Source organism: Blautia sp. HA9023 (assembly GCF_056504095.1).
Window position 1 is genome coordinate 478,155 of record NZ_JBWLUR010000010.1, and the last position, 21,833, is coordinate 499,987.

The window sequence follows — 21,833 nt, forward strand, 5'->3', positions numbered from 1 at the left end:
AAATCAAAAAGAAATGAGGCGAACATATGCGTGCTTTCGGAGAAGTATTAGTAGAAAACAGAAAAAGGAAAGGCTACTCCCAGGCGGATCTGGTGGACTTACTTGCTCAGGAAGGAATTGAAGTTACTACGAAAGCAGTCTCCAAATGGGAGAATCTAACAAGAGAACCCTCCTTACACACAATCCTGACAGTTTGTCAGATTTTAGATATTGAAGATATATACGAAGAATTTTTAGGTGAAAATCCATTTGATCATGTCATGGAAAATTTGAATGAAGACGGCAAAGCTAAGATTATTGAATTTGCCAATCTTCTGCGGGCGTCCAGAAAGTATCTTCCGCATAGAGCCGATATCATTCCATTTGAAAATTATCAGCCGATTGCAGTAGAGCCAGCTTCTGCCGGTACTGGAAATTATATTGAAGACAGTGTAAAAGAAAGTTACAATGTCGGTCATCTCGCACCTGAAAAGACGGATTTTGGAATCCGTATATCTGGTGACAGTATGGAACCAATGTATCATACCGGAGATGTTGCATGGGTTCATAAACAAGACAGTATCTCCAACGGTGAAATCGGTATCTTCTATCTCAATGGCAATACCTATATCAAAGAGCTACATGACGGTCCGGATGGAGTTTATCTGGTTTCATTGAATGAAAAGTATCATCCAATCCAGATTTATGAATCTGATTCTTTTAAAATCTTTGGGAAAGTAATCGGAAAATGCAAAGGAGCAGAAATCCCTGGTTTTCATTAAAGATCAACTGCAGACTTCTAGCCTGCTCTTGCTGAAAATAATAAAGGAAGTGATAAAATGGCAATTAACAACACACTTAAAGATATCCGTGAAGAACGAAATCTCGTTCAGGCAGATCTTGCAAAAGCTGTCGGTTCTTGCAGTGATACCATCGGACGCATTGAGCGTGGTGAGCGAAATGCCTCTCTCGAAATTGCAATCCGTCTGGCACATTATCTGAAAATGCCAGTAGAAGAGATTTTTCAAATTGAAGACTGAACCGCAAATATCAGAAAACCGAGGACTGTTCCCCGGTTTTTCTTTTTCGCTAAACTATTTAGAGTCCTTTTACAAACTCAACTGCATTTTTTATATCTTTTCCATCTGGATGTCCTTTTGCTATACCACCCACCAGTTTAAATGGGCCAAATGTGTCATAGCCCTTGCATCCGAATTTTCCGATTGCTGTAGAATGCTTCTTGCCCAAAATCTGCTCTATGGATTTATAATTTGCACTTCCACCATAAGTACAGATCAGAAATACCCCTTTGTCGTCCGGTAGATTCTTCTCTGCAAATCCCAATATCGACTGATGAAATTTTGAAAAATAGATTCCTGATGCAAACCCAATCGTATCATAACTGCTCAGATCTGCATCTGGCTGTTTTACAGCATCAATCAAATCAACCTGACACTCTTCTGCAATGCTCTTTACTAATTTCTCTGTGTTTCCATGATGCACAGATGAATATACGATTACCTTTCTCATCATTCTTCCTTTCCTCTATTCCCATCAATCATATCATAGCTCATATCCAAAAAATCTAATGTCTTTGCTTCACTTACTGAACCATCCAGTAAAATTGTGATCCAGTGCTGTTTGTTCATATGGTATCCTGGCAAAAATCCAAAGGTCTGAATAATCATACTTGTCATTTCCGGATCACATTTTACATCCATAATATCGACAAATTCATTTCCTTCTAATCCTAGTTTGCATTTTTCAACGCTCATGACCACAGCATACCATTTTCCATTCTTATGTCGCAACACAGCATTATCTGGTGATTGTGCCCATAAATACTCCGGCATCGTACCATACTGTTTCTTCACATATTCAAAAATTTCTTCTTTCTTCACAATCTATTCAACTCCTGATTCTCCTGATATCCTGCCCATAATCATACCATATTTTCACTTCCCGTGCTACCTGCCAAATTCTTTTGCATTTTCCCGGTTCTCCTGACTTTAACTAATAGAGGGGTAAAACAGCAAGGACAGGAAGTGAGGATACACTTCCGGGAAATCCCAATTTAGGGTACCCTGCCCTAAATTGAAAAACGTTGAAAGCAACGATACTACTGTCCTCTCAGAAAGGAGAACCCACCAATGGCTGAAAGAAAGAGAAACAAAGAAATCCATTTTTATGTCACCGAAGAAGAAAGGAAGCTTATACGCAGGAAGATGATAGAATCAAAAACCAAAAACATGGGAGCTTATCTGCGTAAGATGGCAATCGACGGTTACATCGTCAACACCGATACCACCCCACTGAAGAAACAGTATGAGGAAATGCACAAGATTGGTGTAAATATCAACCAGATTGCAAAAAAGGTAAATACCACCGGAGATCTATATCCAGAAGAAATGCAAGAATTGAAAGAGATGGTGAAAGAATTATGGCGTATCTTAAAATCTTCCCCATTAAGGTAACTGACAAGAAAGCTCTGGACTATATTACAAATCCAGATAAGACAGATGAAAAACTGTTAGTTTCCAGTTTTGGCTGTTCCCCGGAAACTGCAGATCTTGAATTTTCTATGACAAGAGAAATGGCAAAAAAGAATGGAATGGATAAAGGCGATAACCTGGCATTTCATCTGATCCAATCATTTAAACCTGGAGAAGTTGATGCCGAAAATGCCCATCGCTTAGGTCAACAATTTGCTGACGAAGTGCTGAAAGGAAAATATGAGTACGTGATCAGCACACACGTTGACAAAAATCATATTCACAATCATATCATCTTCAACGCTGCAAGCTTTGTTGATCATCACAAGTATGTTTCCAATAAGCGGAGCTACCATAAACTCTGCAGAATCAGTAATCGTATCTGCCATGAAAATGGACTTGCCACCAGCATGCCAACCGGAGAAAAAGGTAAAAGCTATAAAGAGAACATGGAATATCATCGTGGCACCAGTTGGAAAGCCAAGCTACGTGTCGCAGTTGATAAATCAATCTGGACTTCCATCAACTATGAGGAATTTCTGCAAAAGATGCAATTAGCCGGATATGAAGTCCGGCAGGGAAAGCACCTGTCCTTCCGTGCACCGGAGCAGAAGAACTTCACTTATATGAAATCTCTCGGAAGCTATTATTCCGAAGAAAATGTTCGCATCCGTCTGGCTAAAAATCGTAGCAAAGTAAAAACTCCAAGACATCTGTCCAGAGAAGCTCGCTTGTATATCAATATCTCCACTTATGTCACAACTGGAAATCGAGAGGGATTTGAACGATGGGCAAAGCTCAATAATCTAAAAGAGGCAGCCCGCACCTTCAACTATCTTTCCGAAAATAACTTGCTGAATTATGACGATTTCAGGCAGCATGTATCTGACATTGAAGCTTCTGTGAAAGTTGCCGACCAAAGAATAGCACAAATCAACAGTGAGCTGAGCACGCAGAAAGTCATTCAGAAACACTGCAATTCTTACCGGCTTTGTCGTAAAGTAATTGAAGATTGTAAATCTGCTAAAAATCCAAAAGCATACCGCACCAAACATCAGGCAGAATACCAGCTCCACGATTCACTAAAAAAAGAGCTTCAGGATCTCGGTATCACCAAAATCCCAAGCTCTAATAAAATCCAGAAGCGGATTGAAAATCTTGAATCTGAACAGGATGCTACTGTCCGGGAAAAACAGGAATTGCAGAAAAAGCAGAAAACCCTAGAGATCATTCAGCAAAATTTCACTGTACTGCTCGATGCTCCAGAGATCAGTTCAGACTTACTTCCGGCAAAAAAGGAACCTGTTTCTGTCACAAGAGAAAAATAAGATTGCACTGGCAACTCACTCATTTTCTTCCAAATCTTCCCAAGGTTTCAAATCCTTTTCCTCCCAGGTGACACCATACGGTGCACCTCCGGAGGTATAACCAGCAATACAGAAAAATCGGTCATCTTGCAAGATCTCTTCTTTGGTCAGATTATCTCTTGCTTCTTTTTTCCGTTTTGCTCGCCTCTGTTTCCTCTTTTGTTTCGCAACAGCTGCTTTTTCTTCCGGCGTTTTCCTATGTCCTTTTGCCATAAGTGTTTCTAGTGTAATTCCACTCTGAATGTCTTTTAGTATACGAGTTTCATACCCTGTTTCACGTTTCTCAACAATTCTATAGTATGATGAACATAAAAGATTCGGTGAATCAACATTGTACTAATACTTTTTTTCAACCGAAGTTTTCAATTTTTCAAAAGCTTCTTCACTGATTACATGTTCTATCCGACAGGCATCTCTTTCTGCAGTTTCCCGATCAACCCCGACAGCTACAAGCTGCTCCGTAAAGAACTGATGGCGTTCATAAATTTTCTCGGCAACCTCCCGCCCGGCATTAGTCAGATTGAGGTATCCATCTTCATCGACAGTCAGGAAACCGCCATTCTTTAACACACCTACTGCATGGCTGATGCTCGGTTTACTGAATCCCATGTGCCGGGCAAGATCAATGGATCGGACCATACCCTGCTTCTTTTGAAGAATCAGCACAGCCTCCAGATAATCCTCCCCGGACGCATGAATCTTCATCGGTTCCTCCTTTATGCAAGGCTCCAGCCGGAAGCCTTTTTACGGATATTTACAAAATCCTGATAAATCCCGGCTTTTGCCATAAGCTCGTCATGGGTTCCCTGTTCGCTGATCCGTCCATCAGAGATCACCAAAATCTGATCTGCCTGACGGATGGTATTCAGGCGATGTGCAATCACAAGTAATGTTTTACCCTTTACCAGCTCATTGATTGCCTCCTGGATATAGCTTTCATTATCGGTATCAACACTTGCAGTCGCTTCATCCAGAATGACAATCGGTGCGTCCTTCAAAATGCATCGGGCGATAGAGATTCTTTGCTTTTCGCCGCCGGACAGAGTAGCGCCGCCTTCACCGATGACTGTCTGGAATCCATCTGGCAGCGCCATGATAAAATCATAGCAGCGGGCTTTTTTTGCAGCCTCATAGACTTCTTCCTCGGTAGCGTCCGGTTTACCCATGCTGATATTGTTGTAAATGGTATCCTGGAACAAGTACACCCTCTGGAAAACCATGCTGATCTGTTCCATCAGTTCGGCGAGAGGTACATCCCGAATATCTGTACCACGGATTGTCACTTTGCCGGATTTCACATCCCACAGCCGCGCCAGAAGGTTCGCAATCGTGGATTTGCCACCGCCAGACGGTCCCACAAGTGCGGTCATGGTATTCTTCTGCATAGAGAAGCTGATGTTGTGCAGGACTTCCTTGTCCTGATAGGCGAAGCCCACATCGCTAAATTGTACTTCTGGCTGATCCGGCTGTGCCTGTGACAGAATATGTTGATTTCCGTTATCGGGAAGTTCGGGCTCGTCCAAAACAGCTTCAATGCGGTCTAATGCGGCATTCATCACGGTCAGTCGGGTTGCTTCTCCATAAAGAGCTTTCAGAGGTCCAAAGAGATCAAAGACAAACAGCAGCACGCCCAAAAGATAAGCCAGGGAGAGTACGCCTTCCTGATGTAAAAAAACGGATAAACCGAAGATAGCGGCAATACCCACGCCATAGAGAATGTTTAAGCCAGTGGTCCACGGTGTCATTTTCTGCTCAAACTTCGTATTGACATCCCTTGATTTTTTGAAGTTTTCCGTTAATTCGTCAGATTTTTCTCCGAGCAGATTGTAACTTTTGATAACCCCAATTCCTTCAGCAAAAGACAAGACCGCATCCGTCAAATTCTCGCTTTGGTTTTGACGCCCGACAGCCTCCTTGAAGGAAACCTTATTCATATATTTTGCAACCAGTGATGCCAGCAAGGTAATGATTACCGCAATCAGCCCAAGTCTCCAATCCAGTACGAACATAAAAACAGCTAAAACCAAAGTAGACAGCATATAGCTCATCATGTTGCCAATGGTACTCATAGAAACTTCCTCAATGAATACCATATCCGTACTGAGAACAGAGCTGATTTTTCCAATATTCCCCGATGTAAAGTAACCCATCGGCATTTTTCTTAAATGATTTCCCAACTCCATCCGTTTATCAGCAAAGATCATAAATCCAGCGGCACTTTGCAGACGGTCGCTCAAATAGTGAACCACTGTCTGAACCACTACAACAGCTAATAATCCAAGTCCGACAAACAGACAGGTCTTTCCAGTCAGCGTATTATCAGCAAACCCGGCCAAGACAATAAACGCCATGAAGATCGGCATTTTGGAGAGAATGGACTCGACAAATGCACATAGAAATGCAGCCTGAATACGGCTTTTATACCTCCCGGAGAGGTTCAGGATTCTTGAAATCAATGCAAACATTTATCTTCCCTCCTTTGCAGTAGATACTTTCCACTCGGCGCTGTCCTGAGCCGCTTTCCACAACTTTTGGTATTCTGGGCAAGCTTGAATCAGCTCCTGATGTTTTCCGGTTGCCACCATCTTTCCGTGATCCATAACGCATATTTGATCTGCGTTCATTATAGCGGGAAGTTTGTGAGCGATAACTACCAAGGTTTTTCCCTCCACCAGCTCCGCAATAGCAGCCTCCATTTTTTCCTCATTTTCTGGATCAGCATAGGCCGTAGCCTCGTCAAGCACTACAATCGGGGCATCCTTCAATATTGCCCGCGCCAGGGAAATTCGCTGGCGCTGCCCCCCGGAAAGCATTTTCCCCGCATCGCCCGCCATGGAGTGAATACCTTGCGGCAGCTTTTCCAGAAACTCCATACACCGGGCTTTCTTCGCCGCCTGCATTACTTCCTCATCGGTAGCATCCAAACGTCCAAGACGGATATTTTCCAGCAGGGAGGTGTTAAACAGGTACTGATCCTGAGCCACATAGGAAATGCGGCTGTTCAATGCCTCCAGGCTCATATCACAAAGTTTATGCCCGCCAATGGAAATGCTCCCTTTCTGCGGGTCATAGTAGTGGATCAACAGTTTTGCAAGGGTGCTCTTGCCAGAACCGGATTCACCAACTAGGGCAGTTTTTTGTCCTGCTTGTGCCACAAAGGTAATATCGTGGAGGACTTCGTTTTCCGCTATTATCGGTTTCCCATCTGGGCCAGGCTGTGTCGTCTGATACGCAAAGGAAACATGATCGTAAGAAATGTTAAAATCCTGTCCGTGGAAATCATCCTCAGCAGCTTGCAGCGGTGCCGTATTTAACATCTGTTCAAGTGCCGTGATCTTATAATTCAGATTCGGAATCGTCTCCATAAAGCCCAGTGCTTTCAGGAGAGGAATCCCAATGCTGAGGGAAAGGCAGAGGACTAAAATCAAATCAGGTAAAGTGCTTATGCCACAGAGAACAAACCATGCCCCAAGAGGCAAAGTCAGAATAACAGTGCAGGGCAGTAGACTTCCGTATATCGCCATCCAGGGCCAGGCGGCCTTATACCATGCCAAGGTATAATCCCGATAGTCCGTTACATCCTTGCGGAAGTTCTCGTAAGATTCGCTCTCCCGGTTGAAAACCTTGACAACCTCCATACCATTGATGTACTCAATGATCGTGTTGTTCATTTTCTGTGCAGACTGATAGTAGGGACCCATGCGCTTCATTCCAACAGAGTACATAATGACCATGGAGAGCAGGCTGATCGGGATAGAGGCCAAAGACATAAGAGCCAGTTTCCAGTCCGCACAAAACATAGCAACATAAATCACCAGCGGGATCAGTAAATTTGCGATACCCTCTGGGACTGAATGAGCAAGGAGCAATTCCAAGCTGTCCACATCATCGACAAACAGCTTTTTGATTGTCCCTGTCCCTTTTTCCTCCACAATGCCAAGGGGAAGTTTCTCAAACTTCTTTTGCAGAGATACCCGCAGCCGCAACAATGTGTTATATGCTGCTTTATGAGAAATTGATAATCCCCATCCATAAAAAAACGCCTGCAAAACAAGACAGATCAAAACCCCTATAACACGCAATAAAACAAATTCTGTTTCAACAGAATCGCCCATAACCAATGGCGAAATGACCTGATAGGCCAGCACAAAAGGCAGGATACCCGTAAGAACGCTGACCAGTACGACAACCGTGGCCACATACATATTTTTCTTATATGGCCCTGCGTACTCAAAGATTTTTTTGAACATAAGCCCTCCTTATATTGAGCCGTACTGTCTGTGCTTCAAAAACAAGAGGCCGCCAAAGTAAAGCGGCCTCTTATCATTATCTTTCTGTCCAGTCAAGGCGGCCCTGACATTCATAATTTCTAAAATTCACTGGCGGATTCGGAAAAAATCCAAAACCTTTTTACTGCCGGATTCGTCCAATGGATAGCTTTCTTTTACTTGCCCTTTTTCCATATGGACTACATACGAACATCCCGCCATCACCAACTCCGGATCATGCGTAATAACAAGAAGCGTTTTGCCCTGATCCGCGAGTGACTTCAAACTCCGCGCAACTTCCCTCATATGTTTGAGATCAAGCCCGCTTGTTGGTTCGTCAAACACAATGATCTCCCGGTTACTCACAATGGCAGACGCGATCGCTACCCGCTGTTTTTGCCCGCCGGAAAGAGAAAGCGGGTGCCTGTCTTTATATTCCAGCAGATCAAACTGTTTAAGGATTTTATCCACAACAGTTTCATCCTTGTTGTCCATGCTCAGAAGCACTTCATCCGCCACGCTTTCGGTAAATAGCTGATGGCTGGTATCCTGCATTACCATGTAGCAATGTTTGAGCCGGGCTTTCCAATCAAGGGTTTTCCCCTCAACCTGCAAAAAGCCACACTTCTTTTCCAGTCCGCAAATACAGCGGGCCAGAGTAGATTTTCCAGCGCCATTCAGACCGATAATGGCAATCGTTTCTCCAACAGGCAGTTCTGCACTCGGAATATGGAGGCTTTCCGGTTCCCGCTTTTTATACGCAAAGCAGAAATTTTGAAATTCCATCTGTTTAGCTGTATGCGCCTGATACTGATTCGCAGGCTTCAACTTCGAGAGAGAAAACGGCCGCAGCCCTATTTCTTTTCGAGTGCCATCCGATAAGCTGTCAAATTCAGCAGGCGTGTATTCCCGTTCAATCTCCCCATCTTTTACATACAGCACACGATCTGCAAGATCGTGAAGGTAGTAAAGGCGGTGTTCTGCGATCAGAATTGTTTTGCCCTGCTTTTTCCAGAGGCTTAGGACCTGCCGCAGGTCATCAATAGCAGCCATATCCAAATTAGAAGATGGTTCGTCCAGGACCATAATTCCCGGCAGCAATACACTTGATGAAGCACAGGCTATTTTTTGCTTTTCGCCTCCGGACAGAGCAAACACGCTTCGCCCCATCAAATCTTCAATATGATAATCGGAAACTGTCCGGTCAATCCTTTTCAGGATATCCTCCTGAGGATAGCCTAAATTTTCACAGGCAAAGGCTAATTCACTATCCGTATCCACGTTGAAAAACTGACTTTTGGGATTCTGGAATACAGATCCCACCATAGCAGCCAAGTCATAAAGCGGCGTATCTGATACGCTTTTTCCGTCCAGAAGGACATCGCCCTCTAATTTGCCCTCGTAATAATGAGGCACCAGCCCGTTTACCAAACGGGTAATCGTTGTTTTCCCACAGCCGGATTCTCCCGTGAGTAAAACAAATTCCCCTGTGTTTATGGTGAGATTGACATTTCTAATCCCTCCGCCGCTGGATTCTTCACCATAAGAAAAAGAAACATTTTGAAAATCTATCATGGCAAAATCCCTCCTGCGGAAATTATCGGGGAAGCAATCGCCCAAAACACTACAAAGCAACAAAACAAGATCAGCACCACATCGGCAAAATTGAATTTAAGCTGGCAAATGTTTGTGCGTTTGACAGGAGCGCCGAGGCCACGGGTAATTGCCGCAGCGGAAAGTTCCTCACCGATTTTCACGGAGCAGGTAATCATCGGGATCAGCTTATACTCCAATATTTTTGAAGATTTTTTCCCTCCAAGTTTAATCCCACGCATTTTCATAGCGTCACTGATTGCTTCTGACTCCTGAAAGACAGTTGGAAAGAAGCGGAACATGACCGTTAAGGGGATCGTCACTTCTTTAGGCATATGGATTCTTTCCATGCCGGAAATCAATTCACTGACCGTTGTTGTTTTCACTGCATAGGCAGCAATCGCAACACTGGGAAGGATTCGGCAGAAGAATCCTATTGTAAACAGAACAAGGAAATTCAATATCCCCGTAAGGTGCGGCAAAACATAAATTTGGACAGCATAAAAAACAGAAAACACAGCAATATAGCCCACAGCTTTTGCACATTGTTTCGAGGTAAGCAGCAATATAGCCGGAACCACACAAAGAACAAGGCGGATCAGTCCCATAGCTTCTCCGCCTGTTCCACCCATGACAAAAATGCTTATGATGAAGATGAGCAACAGTTTTGTACGCGGATCGAGCCGCAACCCTTGTTCTGTTTTTTTGCTGAGCAGAATTTCCCGCGCCATTATGCAATACCGGCACGCTGGAAGTGCTTTTTGCAAATGGCTTTCCCAATCATACCTCCGACAAGGCCAAACACAAAGCAGGCAACCAGCAAAATAGGCGCAATCCACATAGGCATATATGTATTAAGGGTAGCTGCATATTCAGCGCCGTATCCTTCAGTCAGCATTACCATATAGCTTTCACGGTTCAGGAAAATGGGAGCAAAGTTGCCAAACACCCAGATGCTGAACACACCGCAGGAAAGAACTGTACTCTTTGCACTTTTGTAGTCTGCCTTTTTCAGGATCACGTCAGCCAACAGGCCGCCAACAAGACCAGTTACCATAGTAAGATAGCCGTTGCCGAAGAACACCATGATTAGGCCAATCAGGAAACCCATGATTGCAGTCATCCCGAATTTTTTAGCCTTTGTAACATACAGCATATAGGGGATGCCGCCAATCAAAGGACACAGCACCGCCATCAGCGGAATAAAAATGGGGATGAAGCCAAGCATCGCCACCAGCATAACAATGACGACATAGATGACGGTGTAGATGCCGATAGTAATTAAATCTTTTCCCTCAAGCCGGGAACTTTTTTTCTGGGAACTCATACCAGTATCCTCCTATCTAAAAAATGGTGTAGTTAGCATTTTCTAACTACACCACATATAATAACAATTTACGCCTACATTTCCAACCCAAAAACGGTTTTATTCTACCCAAAATCGGTATTTTTTAATTTTAACCAATCGTATTTTCCGTTTTATAGTTTTTAGGAATTACCCCATACTTCTTTTTGAATGCCGCAGCAAAGTTACTCGGTTTTGAATAGCCTACAAATGCTGCCACCTGACTTACGTTCAAATTACTTTCTAATAGTAGACTTGCCGCCTTTTCCAATCGCTGATCTATAATATACGCATGAACCGATGTTCCAAACAGCGAGGAAAAACCCTTTGACAATTTTGAAGTACTAATATTGACTTTTCGCGCCAATTCCTCACAACTTGGTGCCAAAGCAAGCTGACTGTCAATGATTCTCTTCGCTTCTATGATGGATTCTCGGTCACTTCTGGAAATTGCTATATAAGTTGACGCAAGAATACTCAGTTCCAAAATCTCACTCAAATATACAGATAACAACTCAAAAACTTTGCTTTCCAAAAACAGGTATCCCAATCCGCCGCGATATTGCGTGAAGTCTTTCAGTTCCGCAAAAATGTGCTCCATATAGGGAGTAATACCTACTTTTGATATACCTTCCAATAGTTTTTTCTGATAAACCTCAATCTCACCAACATCAAAATAGTCATTCATAATTTTACGGAAATACGACAGTGGTACTTTTACATTTTTGAAAAGGAAATCGTTTTGTTTGGAATAGCACAGATATTCCATTTTCCCGTGTCCACGATAAATACAGGACTCACCTTTTTGTATGCTGATACTTTGTCGGCTATCTGCAATATTCCAGGAAACACCATCATTGAAGCAGAACAACATTTGAATGTATTCTTCGCTACTCACTCCCTGCACGTTCATATCTGAAAAATAATTCATTTTCCAGTCCGAAACAACTGCTCCCTGTTTCGTGACCACCTGTAAAATCTGCCCTGTCCCCATGTCTGCTGGAATATCTATGGTTATTGTCTGCGGTGAATTAGAGAGCAGATCACGATAAAGATTATTCATGTATTGGTTTGTCATGTACAAGCATTCCTCCCGAAGTTAGATAAGACTAATTAAATTTTACAACTTCCAAAGTAAAAAGTCAAATTTTGTAATCATGTAAAAAGCAGACACTACTTAATGTAAATTACAAACTTCACTTACTTCCATTTCTTTCTGCATCTCACAAGACGATAAAGTCACTTTTAAAACCCATTGTACTGACAATTTAATATTAATTCTCATTATTCTCCCTGCACATCGCTAAATTATCTTATAAATATGGCATTTTAGGAACACCTGACAGTTCGAGAGTTAATTTTATCTGAAGTTCATATTTATCGTGCTTTTATTGCAAGTAATAATGTTTCTGATAATTTAGCTGTTCTAAAGTGCATTTTTGTCAATTGGTTTAAAATTTTTTCCACACTCTGATAATTCCACGACATTAGGCTATCTACAGTACTAACTATGTTTTTACCACAAAAAACTTTATAGGTCAATCTCCATGTCCATTGATCCATCCCCACTTGCTTTATATCGGTAATATACGTCTCATAGCGCAATCTTCCTTGAGTAGCCACCGATATTCTGCTTCCTACTGGCGCAACAAGAAATTTCGGTTCTAAAAGTTCTATCAGGATTGGGACATTTATATTCAAATTTTTATCTAATTTATACAATAATTTTTCTTGTTCATCCCTTTTTAAATGACCAAGTACTCCCATGCACATTACACCACTTATTTTATCTCGAAATGAATATTTACCTACATCTATCGGCAATAGAGAAATTCTCTCTTTAACTTCATTATGCTCCATTAATCTTGCCATAAACGCTGTTCTCATATAAGCCGATGGTTCTAAAGCAATTATTTCTTTATCACATATCATATTAGCCATCTCTATTGTTGTTTTTCCAGTTCCTGCACCTATATCCAAAATGATTCCATCTAAATCCTTAACCATATCAGCAAATTTGTTTAAAACAATTTTTTTGTTCCCTATCTGTGAAAGAGCTGATAAATCATAAAATTCTACTGTCTCTCCGTATACATTCTCAATTTCATTCAATCCCGTCATTCTCCTTTTTTATTAAATGTCTTTTTTCCAAATCATAAAATATATTTTTTATGTCACCAAAATTGTCATAATCAACGATATTCATATAGCCCACTTTCTGACATATTTCAGACCATAATTTTGATACATATATTTGATATTGCGCCATGGACATTTTTTCTGTTCTATTTTGCTTAAATAAAATCTCTAAAGCTTTCTTTACTGCATCCGGCCATATTTGTTCAAACGTTTCTTTTACTGATGGTAACATTACATTTCCTATAGTAACACCAGAGGGTATATTTACTTCCTCTTCTACATTAATACTTAGTGTTCCATATTCATCTCTTGGCATATGCAAGAAAGGAAGCCATATTACCGGACCATGGGTATTGACCAGACAGAGCCGCCCTGTGGAAAATGTCAATTCTATTCTATGATATAAATGTAATGGATGGTCTATATCGTTACGATCCACATTGGTATTCACTATAAATGTTACCGGAACCATTCCAATTATACCACTAATAACTCTGTTACCCCCTCCTGCCATAGAAGTTGTATAAGATTCTGCTACATTTCCCAATTTCCATGTTGATAAGCCTCCCAACGCACACCCCAATATATCTATTCCATCATATAATACATGTATAGCGCATTCCAAGGATGCATTTATAAGATGAGCATGTTTACTTATTATTTGTGCCGCCTCTAAAAAATCTCGAATTGGCTTGATATACCGATAAAATGGATTCAACATAAAAGCGGCACTTCCGGATTCTCTTATACAATTAACAATTTCTACCTCATGAGCAGGATGTTCTAATAATGTTGGTATCCCTTTTGCAAGTATACTTTTAGCTATATTGGCACCGTTTCCACCTCCAGCCGCATTAGGTACAACTACACATGCTGCATCAACATTTTGATTTATTTCTTTAATATCCGTATACATTGGCACATTTAGATTCTTTGAAAGAAGTCTGGATCTATCGCTTCCTTTTCCCAATATACCCATAAGCTCATATTCTTTACTTTCTGCAATAGCTTTCAAATAAATTTTCCCAAATCCTGTTCCACATACTAAAATCTGTTTTTTCTTCATATCTTTCCCTCTGATTTGAACTTATCTATTTTTTTAAGTTCATCTAACACTTGATATTTTTCAAGATAACTTGCCATTGTATAAATTCCATCCTTCCTAGGCATTTCAAATATTGCATTGGCAGTAATCGCTAATATTTCGCCAGTTAAAACACTCGGATTTTTTCCTTCAAAATAAATGCATCTACTATCATTTCCTTTATTTTGTCTTACCCATATAAAAGCTTTTTGGTTGCTATTTTTCTGTCCCATTAATGCATTTACTAAATCTTTTTTTTGACAATGCGCCTTATTTACTATTGAAAATAAACTTACAGGTGCCGCCGTATATGAATCAATATTAAGCATATATTTCCCTTGTATAATTTCTTGAATTTCTTCTGTAACATATGGCAATATAGATAATTTCGAAATTCTTGTTGGAAGATTCAGCGGACTTCTTTTCTGAGCAGGTAAAATTTTTCCATTTCGCACACATGCCATAGGAATTCCAGCTTTATAACTTTTTATTTCTTCCACATAATCGATTGCGGCAGCTTTTGAAAAATTATAGACACCTCCAATAATCATCTCTATTAAGTCATCATTGAAAGCTTCTTTAAGCACAGAAGACAACATCCATCCTGATAACCCCGGAAATATTCCCGAACCAACTATAGCGGTACCTTTCATGCTAGAATTCCTCATTTTTCTAATTAAATGAATTCCTCCTGGGTCAACATACGGAATATTCTCTGCCATTGCTCCAAGTAACATTTTTTCACTATAGTCTGCGGAAGGTCCGATTGCTCCTATTACCAAATCACTTCCTTTAAAGAATTTTCCAATATTACTTTCCTTATCAATATCAAGTTCAAATAATTGGATGTTGGGAGCCATATACATTCCTGTATCTTTTATTGTTTCTATATTCCGTACACTGACTCTTAATGAATAGCCTAACTTACTTAAAACCTTACACGCTGTCACACCAACAGTACCTGTTCCGCCAAGAATACAGATTGTTCTGCGATTATTTATCATTTTCTAGTTCCCTCATAATAATATCAAAAATGTCATTACTATTAGATTCAAATTCTCTAACGTTACCTAAAACAGCATTTTCCCAAGATTTAATAGCAACTGAATTTCCGTCAATTATGCTTATATCTCCTAAATATAAATCACTTTCTTTTGCTTTAGATGGATTTATTAAAAAAATGCGGTTAATAATAATGTTTTCCCCCAATAGTTCACTTGCCTTAGTTATGCATAAAGAAGCCATTTCGGAAAAGGCAATAATATATTTCTTTTTAACATTTATGTCTTCATGACATCTTTCAATTATTTCTTGCCCTCCCACTCTCTTACAACTTATGTTTGAAGCGCTCAACTTTTCTATAAGAACATCTCTTATTTCATTTTCGTTATCCCCAAATATATATACAACAGTATATGAATTTCTTGTTTGATTTCCTGCATTACTATGCATTTGATTTTTTGAAGGATTTTTACAATCCGATATATACTGAGCAATCCCCATAATTGTTGGCATCGTCAACGATGCCCGTAATATTTCATCAAATCTCATGCCTTGTGCTTCTTGTATGTCACTAACTATGCGCCCAGAAATCTGAGATAATAACAAAGAATCAAGTCCATTTTCTAATAAATTATCTTCATAATCAATATAATCATTTCCAGAAATAGAGCATACGATTTTTTTGATACTTTTAGCAAGTTCTACATATTCCTTCTTTTGCGAAATTAAAGTTGCTTTTGCATTATGCTTTACCTTGATGTTCTTTTGTATACTCTCTGCCAGTCCTTTTCTGTCTATTTTGCCATTAGTAGAAAGTGGAAAACTCTCTACATTTACAAACTCTGAAGGAATCATTGCTGGTGGCAAAAAAAAGGCTAACTGCTTTCTGTATTCTTCTTTCGTATAGGAAATGCTCGATATTTTATTTTTTATAAAAGCTATCAGCACACCCTTCCCTATACTTTGATTATAAACCACGCAACAATCTTCAATATTTTGCATTCCACGTATTGCATTTTCTATTTCCGCAATTTCTATTCTATGCCCATTGATTTTTACCTGATTATCTAATCTGCCTAAAAATTCAATGTCGCCATTCTCTACATATCTTCCATTATCTCCAGTGAGATAAATCCTGTTCTTTTCTTCTTCCAGATAAACAAATTTTTCTTTTGTTAATATTGTATCTCCTAAATAGCCTTCTGCCAAAGAATATCCTCCTATGGCAATTTGCCCCGAAACATATTCCGGACAAATTCTCAATTCCTCGTCTACAACTCCCATCCACTGTCCAAGCAAAGCTTTTCCATATAATATAGTAGGCCTTTCTTCTATTTCATCAATTTCATGATATATAGACCAAATCCCACCTTCCGTAGCGCCTCCCAAACTAATCATTTGAGCGTTGGTCATAATCTTTCTTAGTCTTCCTGGCAGACTAGTATTTATCCAATCTCCGGATAACAGTACTAATCTAACTGTCGGATAACTCTCCGATTTAGACGCAAAAGCATCTAACATTTCCGCCTGCGCTGGAACACTATTCCACAAGGTCACTTTGTATTCATTAAGTAATCTGCCCCAATGGGATGCATCTGGTCCTTTTTCTGGATTCGGTAATACTAATGTTCCACCAACTCCCAATACACTAAATATATCAAATACAGAAAGATCAAATGACAGTTCCGCAATACCAAGGATTGTATCCTCTTCCGAGATATTATACATATTTTCAATAGATATAAGAGTATTTTGTGCCGCAGTATGTGACATTACTACACCTTTAGGCTCTCCTGTAGAGCCAGAAGTAAATATTACATATGCAATAGGATTTTGGAATTCTGGATGCTTTTCTAATCGGTATTCCAAATTCTGAAGTATCATATTTACTTTTTTCTCATCCAATTCCACAATAACATTTGCTTTTGATAAAATTTTTTCTTGTCGTGCCAATGGCTGTTTTATATCAATAGGTAAATAAGAAAATCCAGCAATCAAAACACCCATTACTGCTGCAATTTGATTTACAGATTTTTTCATTCTTATCGCAACCAGTCCAGTTCTATTTTCCACAAATTCTTTTCTTAAATAACCTGCTATATATTCTGCTCTTTCCAACAATTCTCCATATGTCACTGTTTCAACAGCATCTATTACGGCAGTTTTATTAGAATTCTTTTTCGCATACTTAACAAATCTCTGTTGAATACGAGATTGATTCGTAATACCTTTATTTCGTTCGCAAATTACTTTTTTCTTACTCGCACTTGGCACTATAATTTCCAATGGATTCTTCCATTCTTCCGAATGTTTTATTCCAAGTATTCTTATTGTTTCAGTAAAAGACTCAAACATCTCCGTTACAATAGATTCTTTTATCGCACCTTTTCTTGTATCCCAGCTTATCATCAGGCCTTTTTCTTGATCTTCTGAATCTATCTCATCGACTATCTGACAATCAATCCATACTTGAGGGGTATGACTAAACCCATATTCAATAGTGCCTACAGTGCCATCAGTCTTCAAAACCCCTGTAAATACGATCGGCATTAATAATTCCTTTTCTTCAGACACTTTACTCAGTTCTCTTAGCACTTCGACACCAGAAAAAGAATTATGCTCTAAATCCTCCATCAATCTTTTTGTAATTTCTTTGACTCTTTCTATAAAACTCATATTTTGAGTTACATTTACTTCTAGCAAGTTCACTGCTGTAAAGTCTCCTACTATGGAATTAGTATTATTTCCGATAGTTGGTCTATTTTGAATTGGTAAATTGAGTGTAAAATGTTTATTCGAACTCCACCTTGAAATAACTTCTGCGTATATACCAATAAGCACCGATGAAACTGTTACTCCGTATTCTCCTGCAATTTCCTTTATACGTTTCCAGTCAGACTGATTAATATGTTTCTGAAATCGATAAAATTCATATGTATTTTCACACTTATCTGCGGCTCGTCCATCTTGTGGAAGAATTGGAGCCTCCGGTAATTTTTTCAGTCTTTCTAACCAATACATTCTATCCTGATGCCATTTTAAACTTCCTTTACGTTGTTGATTGAACATTGCATAATCTGAAAACTTATACCTTATTTTTTCTAATGAAGCTCCTTTCAAAAGTTCTCCCATTTCAGAAATCAGAAGTTGCACACTTGCAAAATCTGAAACAATTAAATCAACAAGTAGATGGAAAAAATTTCCTTCTATACGCTTCGTTATTAGCACTTTAAATAATGGAGGTTCCTCCGTATGAAAAACATATTCACTAAAATCTTCCCTAATCTTAGATAAAGTATCTACTTTTTCCCTCTCTGCCATTTTTTGTAGATTTACTATTTTAATTTCATAATCAATCTCATCTCTCTCTAAAATTTCAAATCCGACCTCTGTTACTTTCGCTCTTAGCATTTCATGCCTATTTACCAATACTTTCCAAGCTCTTGATAGTTCTTCTGCACTGTAGGAACCAAAATCAACCTCAATATATCCTTTACATCCAATTCCACCCCACTTCACAGCTTCTGTTTTTCCAACTAAATAGGCTGCTTGCACATCAGTCAAAGGATATACATTAGTTTCATAATCATTATCCGTAATAAACTCGTCTATCGTTTGTTTTTTCTTCAAAATTTCAATTATTTCTTCTTTATATTTTTTAACTTTCTCTTTAGAATTTTCTGTAAAATTCCCTTTGGAATCTTTATATTTTAATTTTCCATCAACAGTTTCAAAAGTAACGCCTTTTTTTTCAAGCTCTACTAATAATTCTCCTGCTACTTTTTTCGTGTCCTGCATTTTTTAAATTTCCCCCTCTTCTACAAATTCTGCTATATCTGTATTTTTTCTCTTATCAACCAATTTTGTTAGTGCGTTAATTGATGGATTCATAAAGACCTCTTTCATGCGTACCTCTATTCCGCAACGAGCATTAATAGCCGCAACAAATCTAGCCGCAAGCAAGCTGTCTGCACCTATCTTAAAAAGGTTCTCATCCAAATCAGCCACTTTATTTTTCAATAGCTCCTCCCAAATCATCAGTACAATATTTAATACTTTGTCAGACATTATTTCCACACTATCAGTTTTCTGATATTCTGCCAATCTTCTTCTATCAACTTTTCCATTTGCATTAAGAGGAAAATTTTCTAATCTGTTTATAGAATTCGGTATAGAATACTCAGGAAGATGTATCTTAAGATAATCTTCTATTTCACTCTCTGCAATGTACTCTCCCAAGTAAAATGCAACTAATTCTTTATGGTATTTATCCCCCTGAGCAACAACTACGGCTTCTTTTATTCTTGAAATACTTTTTAATACACTTTCAATTTCTCCCAACTCAATTCGATGTCCACGTATCTTTACTTGGGTATCCATTCGCCCTAAAAACTCTATCGTTCCATCTGCCCATCGCCTTCCCCGATCTCCTGTTCTATACCAACGTTCCCCTTTTACATCCGTAATAAACTTTTTCATTGTTAGCTCTTCATCATTAATATAGCCTTTCGCCAGACTTCCACCTCCAATTTGCAATTCACCAGGAATATCAACTCCGCACTCCACAAAATTTTCATCCGTAATCCTATATTTCTGTTTTGGTAATGCTTGCCCATAAGGAATAGAATTCCACAATTTATCTACTTTTGAAACGCAATAATAGTTGGACCAAATTCCGCCTTCTGTCGCTCCGCCCAACGCTACAAATTGCGAGTTTGCTGAAGTTACTTTATACCATTTCTCCGGTAAATATAAAGGAATCCAGTCCCCTGACACTAATGCCAACCGCAATTTACCAAAATGATTATTTTCCCCCATTATCAAAAACATGTCCAATAACGCGGGGGCACTATTCCAAATAGTAATTCCATAAATCTCTATCAGATTTTTCCATACTTCTGGATCTCTAAAGTCGTCTTCATCAATTAAAACAATTGTCCCTCCAACAGTTAAAAGACCAAATATGTCAAAAACCGACAAATCAAAATCAAATGCTGATATATTTAATACGGAATCTTCCGCACCAATATTCCACATATGTAAAATTTCTTCTATTGTATTCATTGCAGCCACATGACTCATTTCTACTCCTTTAGGTTCTCCGCTAGAGCCCGATGTATAAATAATATAGGCAGTATCTTTTGAATTATTTTCAATACACCCAGTCCATGGATTCTCTTCTAAAAAGGCTTCATCCTGCAATACAAGAGCCGGCTTGACATTTTCTATGATTTTTTTCCGACGTCCTAACGGCTGCTTCATCGCAATCGGAACATACGCTGCACCTATTGCAAGAATTCCTAACAATGCAGCTACTTGTCCAATACCTCTCGGCAATATAACTACAATCTTATCATTTCTTCTTACTCCTCTTTGCCACATATAGTTTGCTGCACGCAACGCATATAAACGCAACATCTTATAAGAAACTTTCTCATTTTCATAGATAAGCGCAATTCTCTCTGGATATTTCAATGCATTTTCATAAAATTCTCCATGTAATGTTTCCTTTCTATTAGAAAACTCTCGATCGTTCATCATATACATTTCCTTTCCTCAACTATTCCACATTCTTTTTAAGCCATTCTACGACTCTCACAATAACCTCATCTTCTATAGTACCGCCTTCATCCTTTAATGGAGAACTTACCTTAGAAAGTGAATGTCCCAACCCTTTAAACAAAATTATATCTGCATTATTCCTTGCTGCCTTTGCTATTTGCACAGCTTCTACCGGAGAAATCCATCCGTCATTCAAACCATGAAGTACTAAAATAGGTAATTGGATTTTTTTTATGTCATCTAATATTCCTGCCCATGTTTCTCCAGGAGCATTTTCAGCAAATCGAATTAAAGTAGTAGGATCTGCAACTATTTCATCTGCCAATGGTATCCAATTATCTATTATGCTGAATCTTCCTTTCCCTTCTGGATCAAGTTCTTCATTAAATTTCATATTTCCCTCCTTATCCGTACCAAGAATAAGTAAATACAGAGAGAAAGAGATAGATGTGGAGTCCGGTATGCAATTCAAAAAATCCGAAATTTCTAATATGCTATCATTATTGTTATCCAACTCTTTCAACTTTTCTACTGTAAGTTCGCGCAATATATAAGAGAAATAGGAACTCCATCCTTCTGCAATACCCGACTGAAGAATCAAAGCCTGCGCATTCGGAAAATCTGAAACTAAAGTTGTACAAACTCGTACTCCTTCACTCCATCCATAAAACAGAATTCCTTCCACTTCAGACAAGCCAGAAACAAATCTCGTTACCTCTCTGGCATCCCGAATAATTATTTCTATATCATAATTTTCTCTTTTATCATAACGAAATACCGCATATCTAGCTTTCACAAACCCTTCGCTCAATAAATCAAAATTACGGGATACTATACCTCCCATGGATTCAACTGTAGCGTGCCGATCAGATGGACCGGAACCATGAAATAAAATAATCGTTTTCCATTGACCTTGCCTTTCTGGCAAATCTAATTCTCCTGAAATTTTCATTCCATTTTCCAAAGTAATTTCCAATTCTTTTACAAACATATTTTTATTCT

General features: G+C 39.2%; 20 protein-coding genes. 4 read left to right on the top strand and 16 right to left on the bottom strand.

Annotated features, from left to right (window positions below):
* The first annotated feature begins 26 nt into the window (after positions 1–26).
* Positions 27–761, top strand: coding sequence for an XRE family transcriptional regulator (locus AC04Q6_RS17805; RefSeq protein ID WP_117457278.1), 735 nt, complete (start codon positions 27–29; stop codon positions 759–761).
* Between the two features lie 57 nt (positions 762–818).
* Positions 819–1,019: a helix-turn-helix transcriptional regulator gene (locus AC04Q6_RS17810; protein WP_054335619.1), complete on the top strand. Its 201-nt coding sequence runs from the start codon at positions 819–821 to the stop codon at positions 1,017–1,019.
* 58 nt (positions 1,020–1,077) lie between these two features.
* On the opposite strand, the gene AC04Q6_RS17815 is transcribed toward AC04Q6_RS17810, so the two are convergent.
* On the bottom strand, positions 1,078–1,509 hold the full coding sequence (locus AC04Q6_RS17815; RefSeq protein WP_054335660.1) for a flavodoxin family protein: 432 nt from the start codon (positions 1,507–1,509) through the stop codon (positions 1,078–1,080).
* Positions 1,509–1,880, bottom strand: a complete 372-nt coding sequence (locus AC04Q6_RS17820) for an MmcQ/YjbR family DNA-binding protein (RefSeq protein ID WP_054335618.1) — start codon at positions 1,878–1,880, stop codon at positions 1,509–1,511. Before AC04Q6_RS17820 ends, AC04Q6_RS17815 begins: the two co-directional genes overlap by 1 nt.
* A gap of 249 nt (positions 1,881–2,129) precedes the next feature.
* Between AC04Q6_RS17820 and AC04Q6_RS17825 the strand changes: the two genes are divergently transcribed.
* Together AC04Q6_RS17825 and AC04Q6_RS17830 are read left to right on the top strand one after the other, a co-directional pair.
* Positions 2,130–2,453, top strand: coding sequence for a MobC family plasmid mobilization relaxosome protein (locus AC04Q6_RS17825; RefSeq protein ID WP_015528451.1), 324 nt, complete (start codon positions 2,130–2,132; stop codon positions 2,451–2,453).
* Positions 2,420–3,799, top strand: a complete 1,380-nt coding sequence (locus AC04Q6_RS17830; RefSeq protein WP_118721484.1) for a relaxase/mobilization nuclease domain-containing protein — start codon at positions 2,420–2,422, stop codon at positions 3,797–3,799. Before AC04Q6_RS17825 ends, AC04Q6_RS17830 begins: the two co-directional genes overlap by 34 nt.
* Before the next feature lie 15 nt (positions 3,800–3,814).
* On the opposite strand, the gene AC04Q6_RS17835 is transcribed toward AC04Q6_RS17830, so the two are convergent.
* From AC04Q6_RS17835 to AC04Q6_RS17900, 14 genes are all read right to left on the bottom strand, one after another.
* The gene (locus tag AC04Q6_RS17835; protein WP_015528449.1) at positions 3,815–4,051 is read right to left on the bottom strand and encodes a hypothetical protein; all 237 of its coding nucleotides are present in this window, start codon (positions 4,049–4,051) and stop codon (positions 3,815–3,817) included.
* Between the two features lie 123 nt (positions 4,052–4,174).
* Positions 4,175–4,543 carry a metal-dependent transcriptional regulator gene (locus tag AC04Q6_RS17840; RefSeq protein ID WP_015528448.1) on the bottom strand — a complete coding sequence of 123 codons (369 nt, stop codon included), beginning with the start codon at positions 4,541–4,543 and terminating at the stop codon, positions 4,175–4,177.
* A gap of 11 nt (positions 4,544–4,554) precedes the next feature.
* Positions 4,555–6,303 carry an ABC transporter ATP-binding protein gene (locus AC04Q6_RS17845; RefSeq protein ID WP_015528447.1) on the bottom strand — a complete coding sequence of 583 codons (1,749 nt, stop codon included), beginning with the start codon at positions 6,301–6,303 and terminating at the stop codon, positions 4,555–4,557.
* A complete protein-coding gene (locus AC04Q6_RS17850; protein ID WP_138344132.1) occupies positions 6,304–8,088 on the bottom strand; it encodes an ABC transporter ATP-binding protein in 1,785 nt (594 codons plus the stop codon).
* 126 nt (positions 8,089–8,214) lie between these two features.
* A complete protein-coding gene (locus tag AC04Q6_RS17855; protein ID WP_054335617.1) occupies positions 8,215–9,681 on the bottom strand; it encodes an ABC transporter ATP-binding protein in 1,467 nt (488 codons plus the stop codon).
* Complete coding sequence (locus AC04Q6_RS17860; RefSeq protein WP_055222061.1) at positions 9,678–10,430, bottom strand: energy-coupling factor transporter transmembrane component T; 753 nt, start codon at positions 10,428–10,430, stop codon at positions 9,678–9,680. The genes AC04Q6_RS17855 and AC04Q6_RS17860 overlap by 4 nt, the downstream gene beginning before the upstream one ends.
* A complete protein-coding gene (locus AC04Q6_RS17865; protein WP_015535748.1) occupies positions 10,430–11,026 on the bottom strand; it encodes an MptD family putative ECF transporter S component in 597 nt (198 codons plus the stop codon). Before AC04Q6_RS17865 ends, AC04Q6_RS17860 begins: the two co-directional genes overlap by 1 nt.
* Positions 11,027–11,156: 130 nt before the next feature.
* Complete coding sequence (locus AC04Q6_RS17870) at positions 11,157–12,122, bottom strand: helix-turn-helix domain-containing protein (RefSeq protein WP_015528443.1); 966 nt, start codon at positions 12,120–12,122, stop codon at positions 11,157–11,159.
* Positions 12,123–12,421: 299 nt separating this feature from the next.
* The gene (locus AC04Q6_RS17875) at positions 12,422–13,156 is read right to left on the bottom strand and encodes a class I SAM-dependent methyltransferase (RefSeq protein ID WP_055222064.1); all 735 of its coding nucleotides are present in this window, start codon (positions 13,154–13,156) and stop codon (positions 12,422–12,424) included.
* Positions 13,149–14,249 (bottom strand): Gfo/Idh/MocA family oxidoreductase, encoded by a 1,101-nt coding sequence (locus tag AC04Q6_RS17880; protein ID WP_055222066.1) that lies wholly within the window; start codon positions 14,247–14,249, stop codon positions 13,149–13,151. Before AC04Q6_RS17880 ends, AC04Q6_RS17875 begins: the two co-directional genes overlap by 8 nt.
* Positions 14,246–15,271 carry an NmrA family NAD(P)-binding protein gene (locus tag AC04Q6_RS17885; RefSeq protein ID WP_118721479.1) on the bottom strand — a complete coding sequence of 342 codons (1,026 nt, stop codon included), beginning with the start codon at positions 15,269–15,271 and terminating at the stop codon, positions 14,246–14,248. Before AC04Q6_RS17885 ends, AC04Q6_RS17880 begins: the two co-directional genes overlap by 4 nt.
* A complete protein-coding gene (locus AC04Q6_RS17890) occupies positions 15,261–19,067 on the bottom strand; it encodes an amino acid adenylation domain-containing protein (protein ID WP_476389798.1) in 3,807 nt (1,268 codons plus the stop codon). Before AC04Q6_RS17890 ends, AC04Q6_RS17885 begins: the two co-directional genes overlap by 11 nt.
* 3 nt (positions 19,068–19,070) lie before the next feature.
* Complete coding sequence (locus AC04Q6_RS17895; RefSeq protein ID WP_171030276.1) at positions 19,071–20,810, bottom strand: non-ribosomal peptide synthetase; 1,740 nt, start codon at positions 20,808–20,810, stop codon at positions 19,071–19,073.
* Positions 20,811–20,829: 19 nt separating this feature from the next.
* A complete protein-coding gene (locus tag AC04Q6_RS17900) occupies positions 20,830–21,822 on the bottom strand; it encodes an alpha/beta hydrolase family protein (RefSeq protein ID WP_138344130.1) in 993 nt (330 codons plus the stop codon).
* Positions 21,823–21,833: the final 11 nt, after the last annotated feature.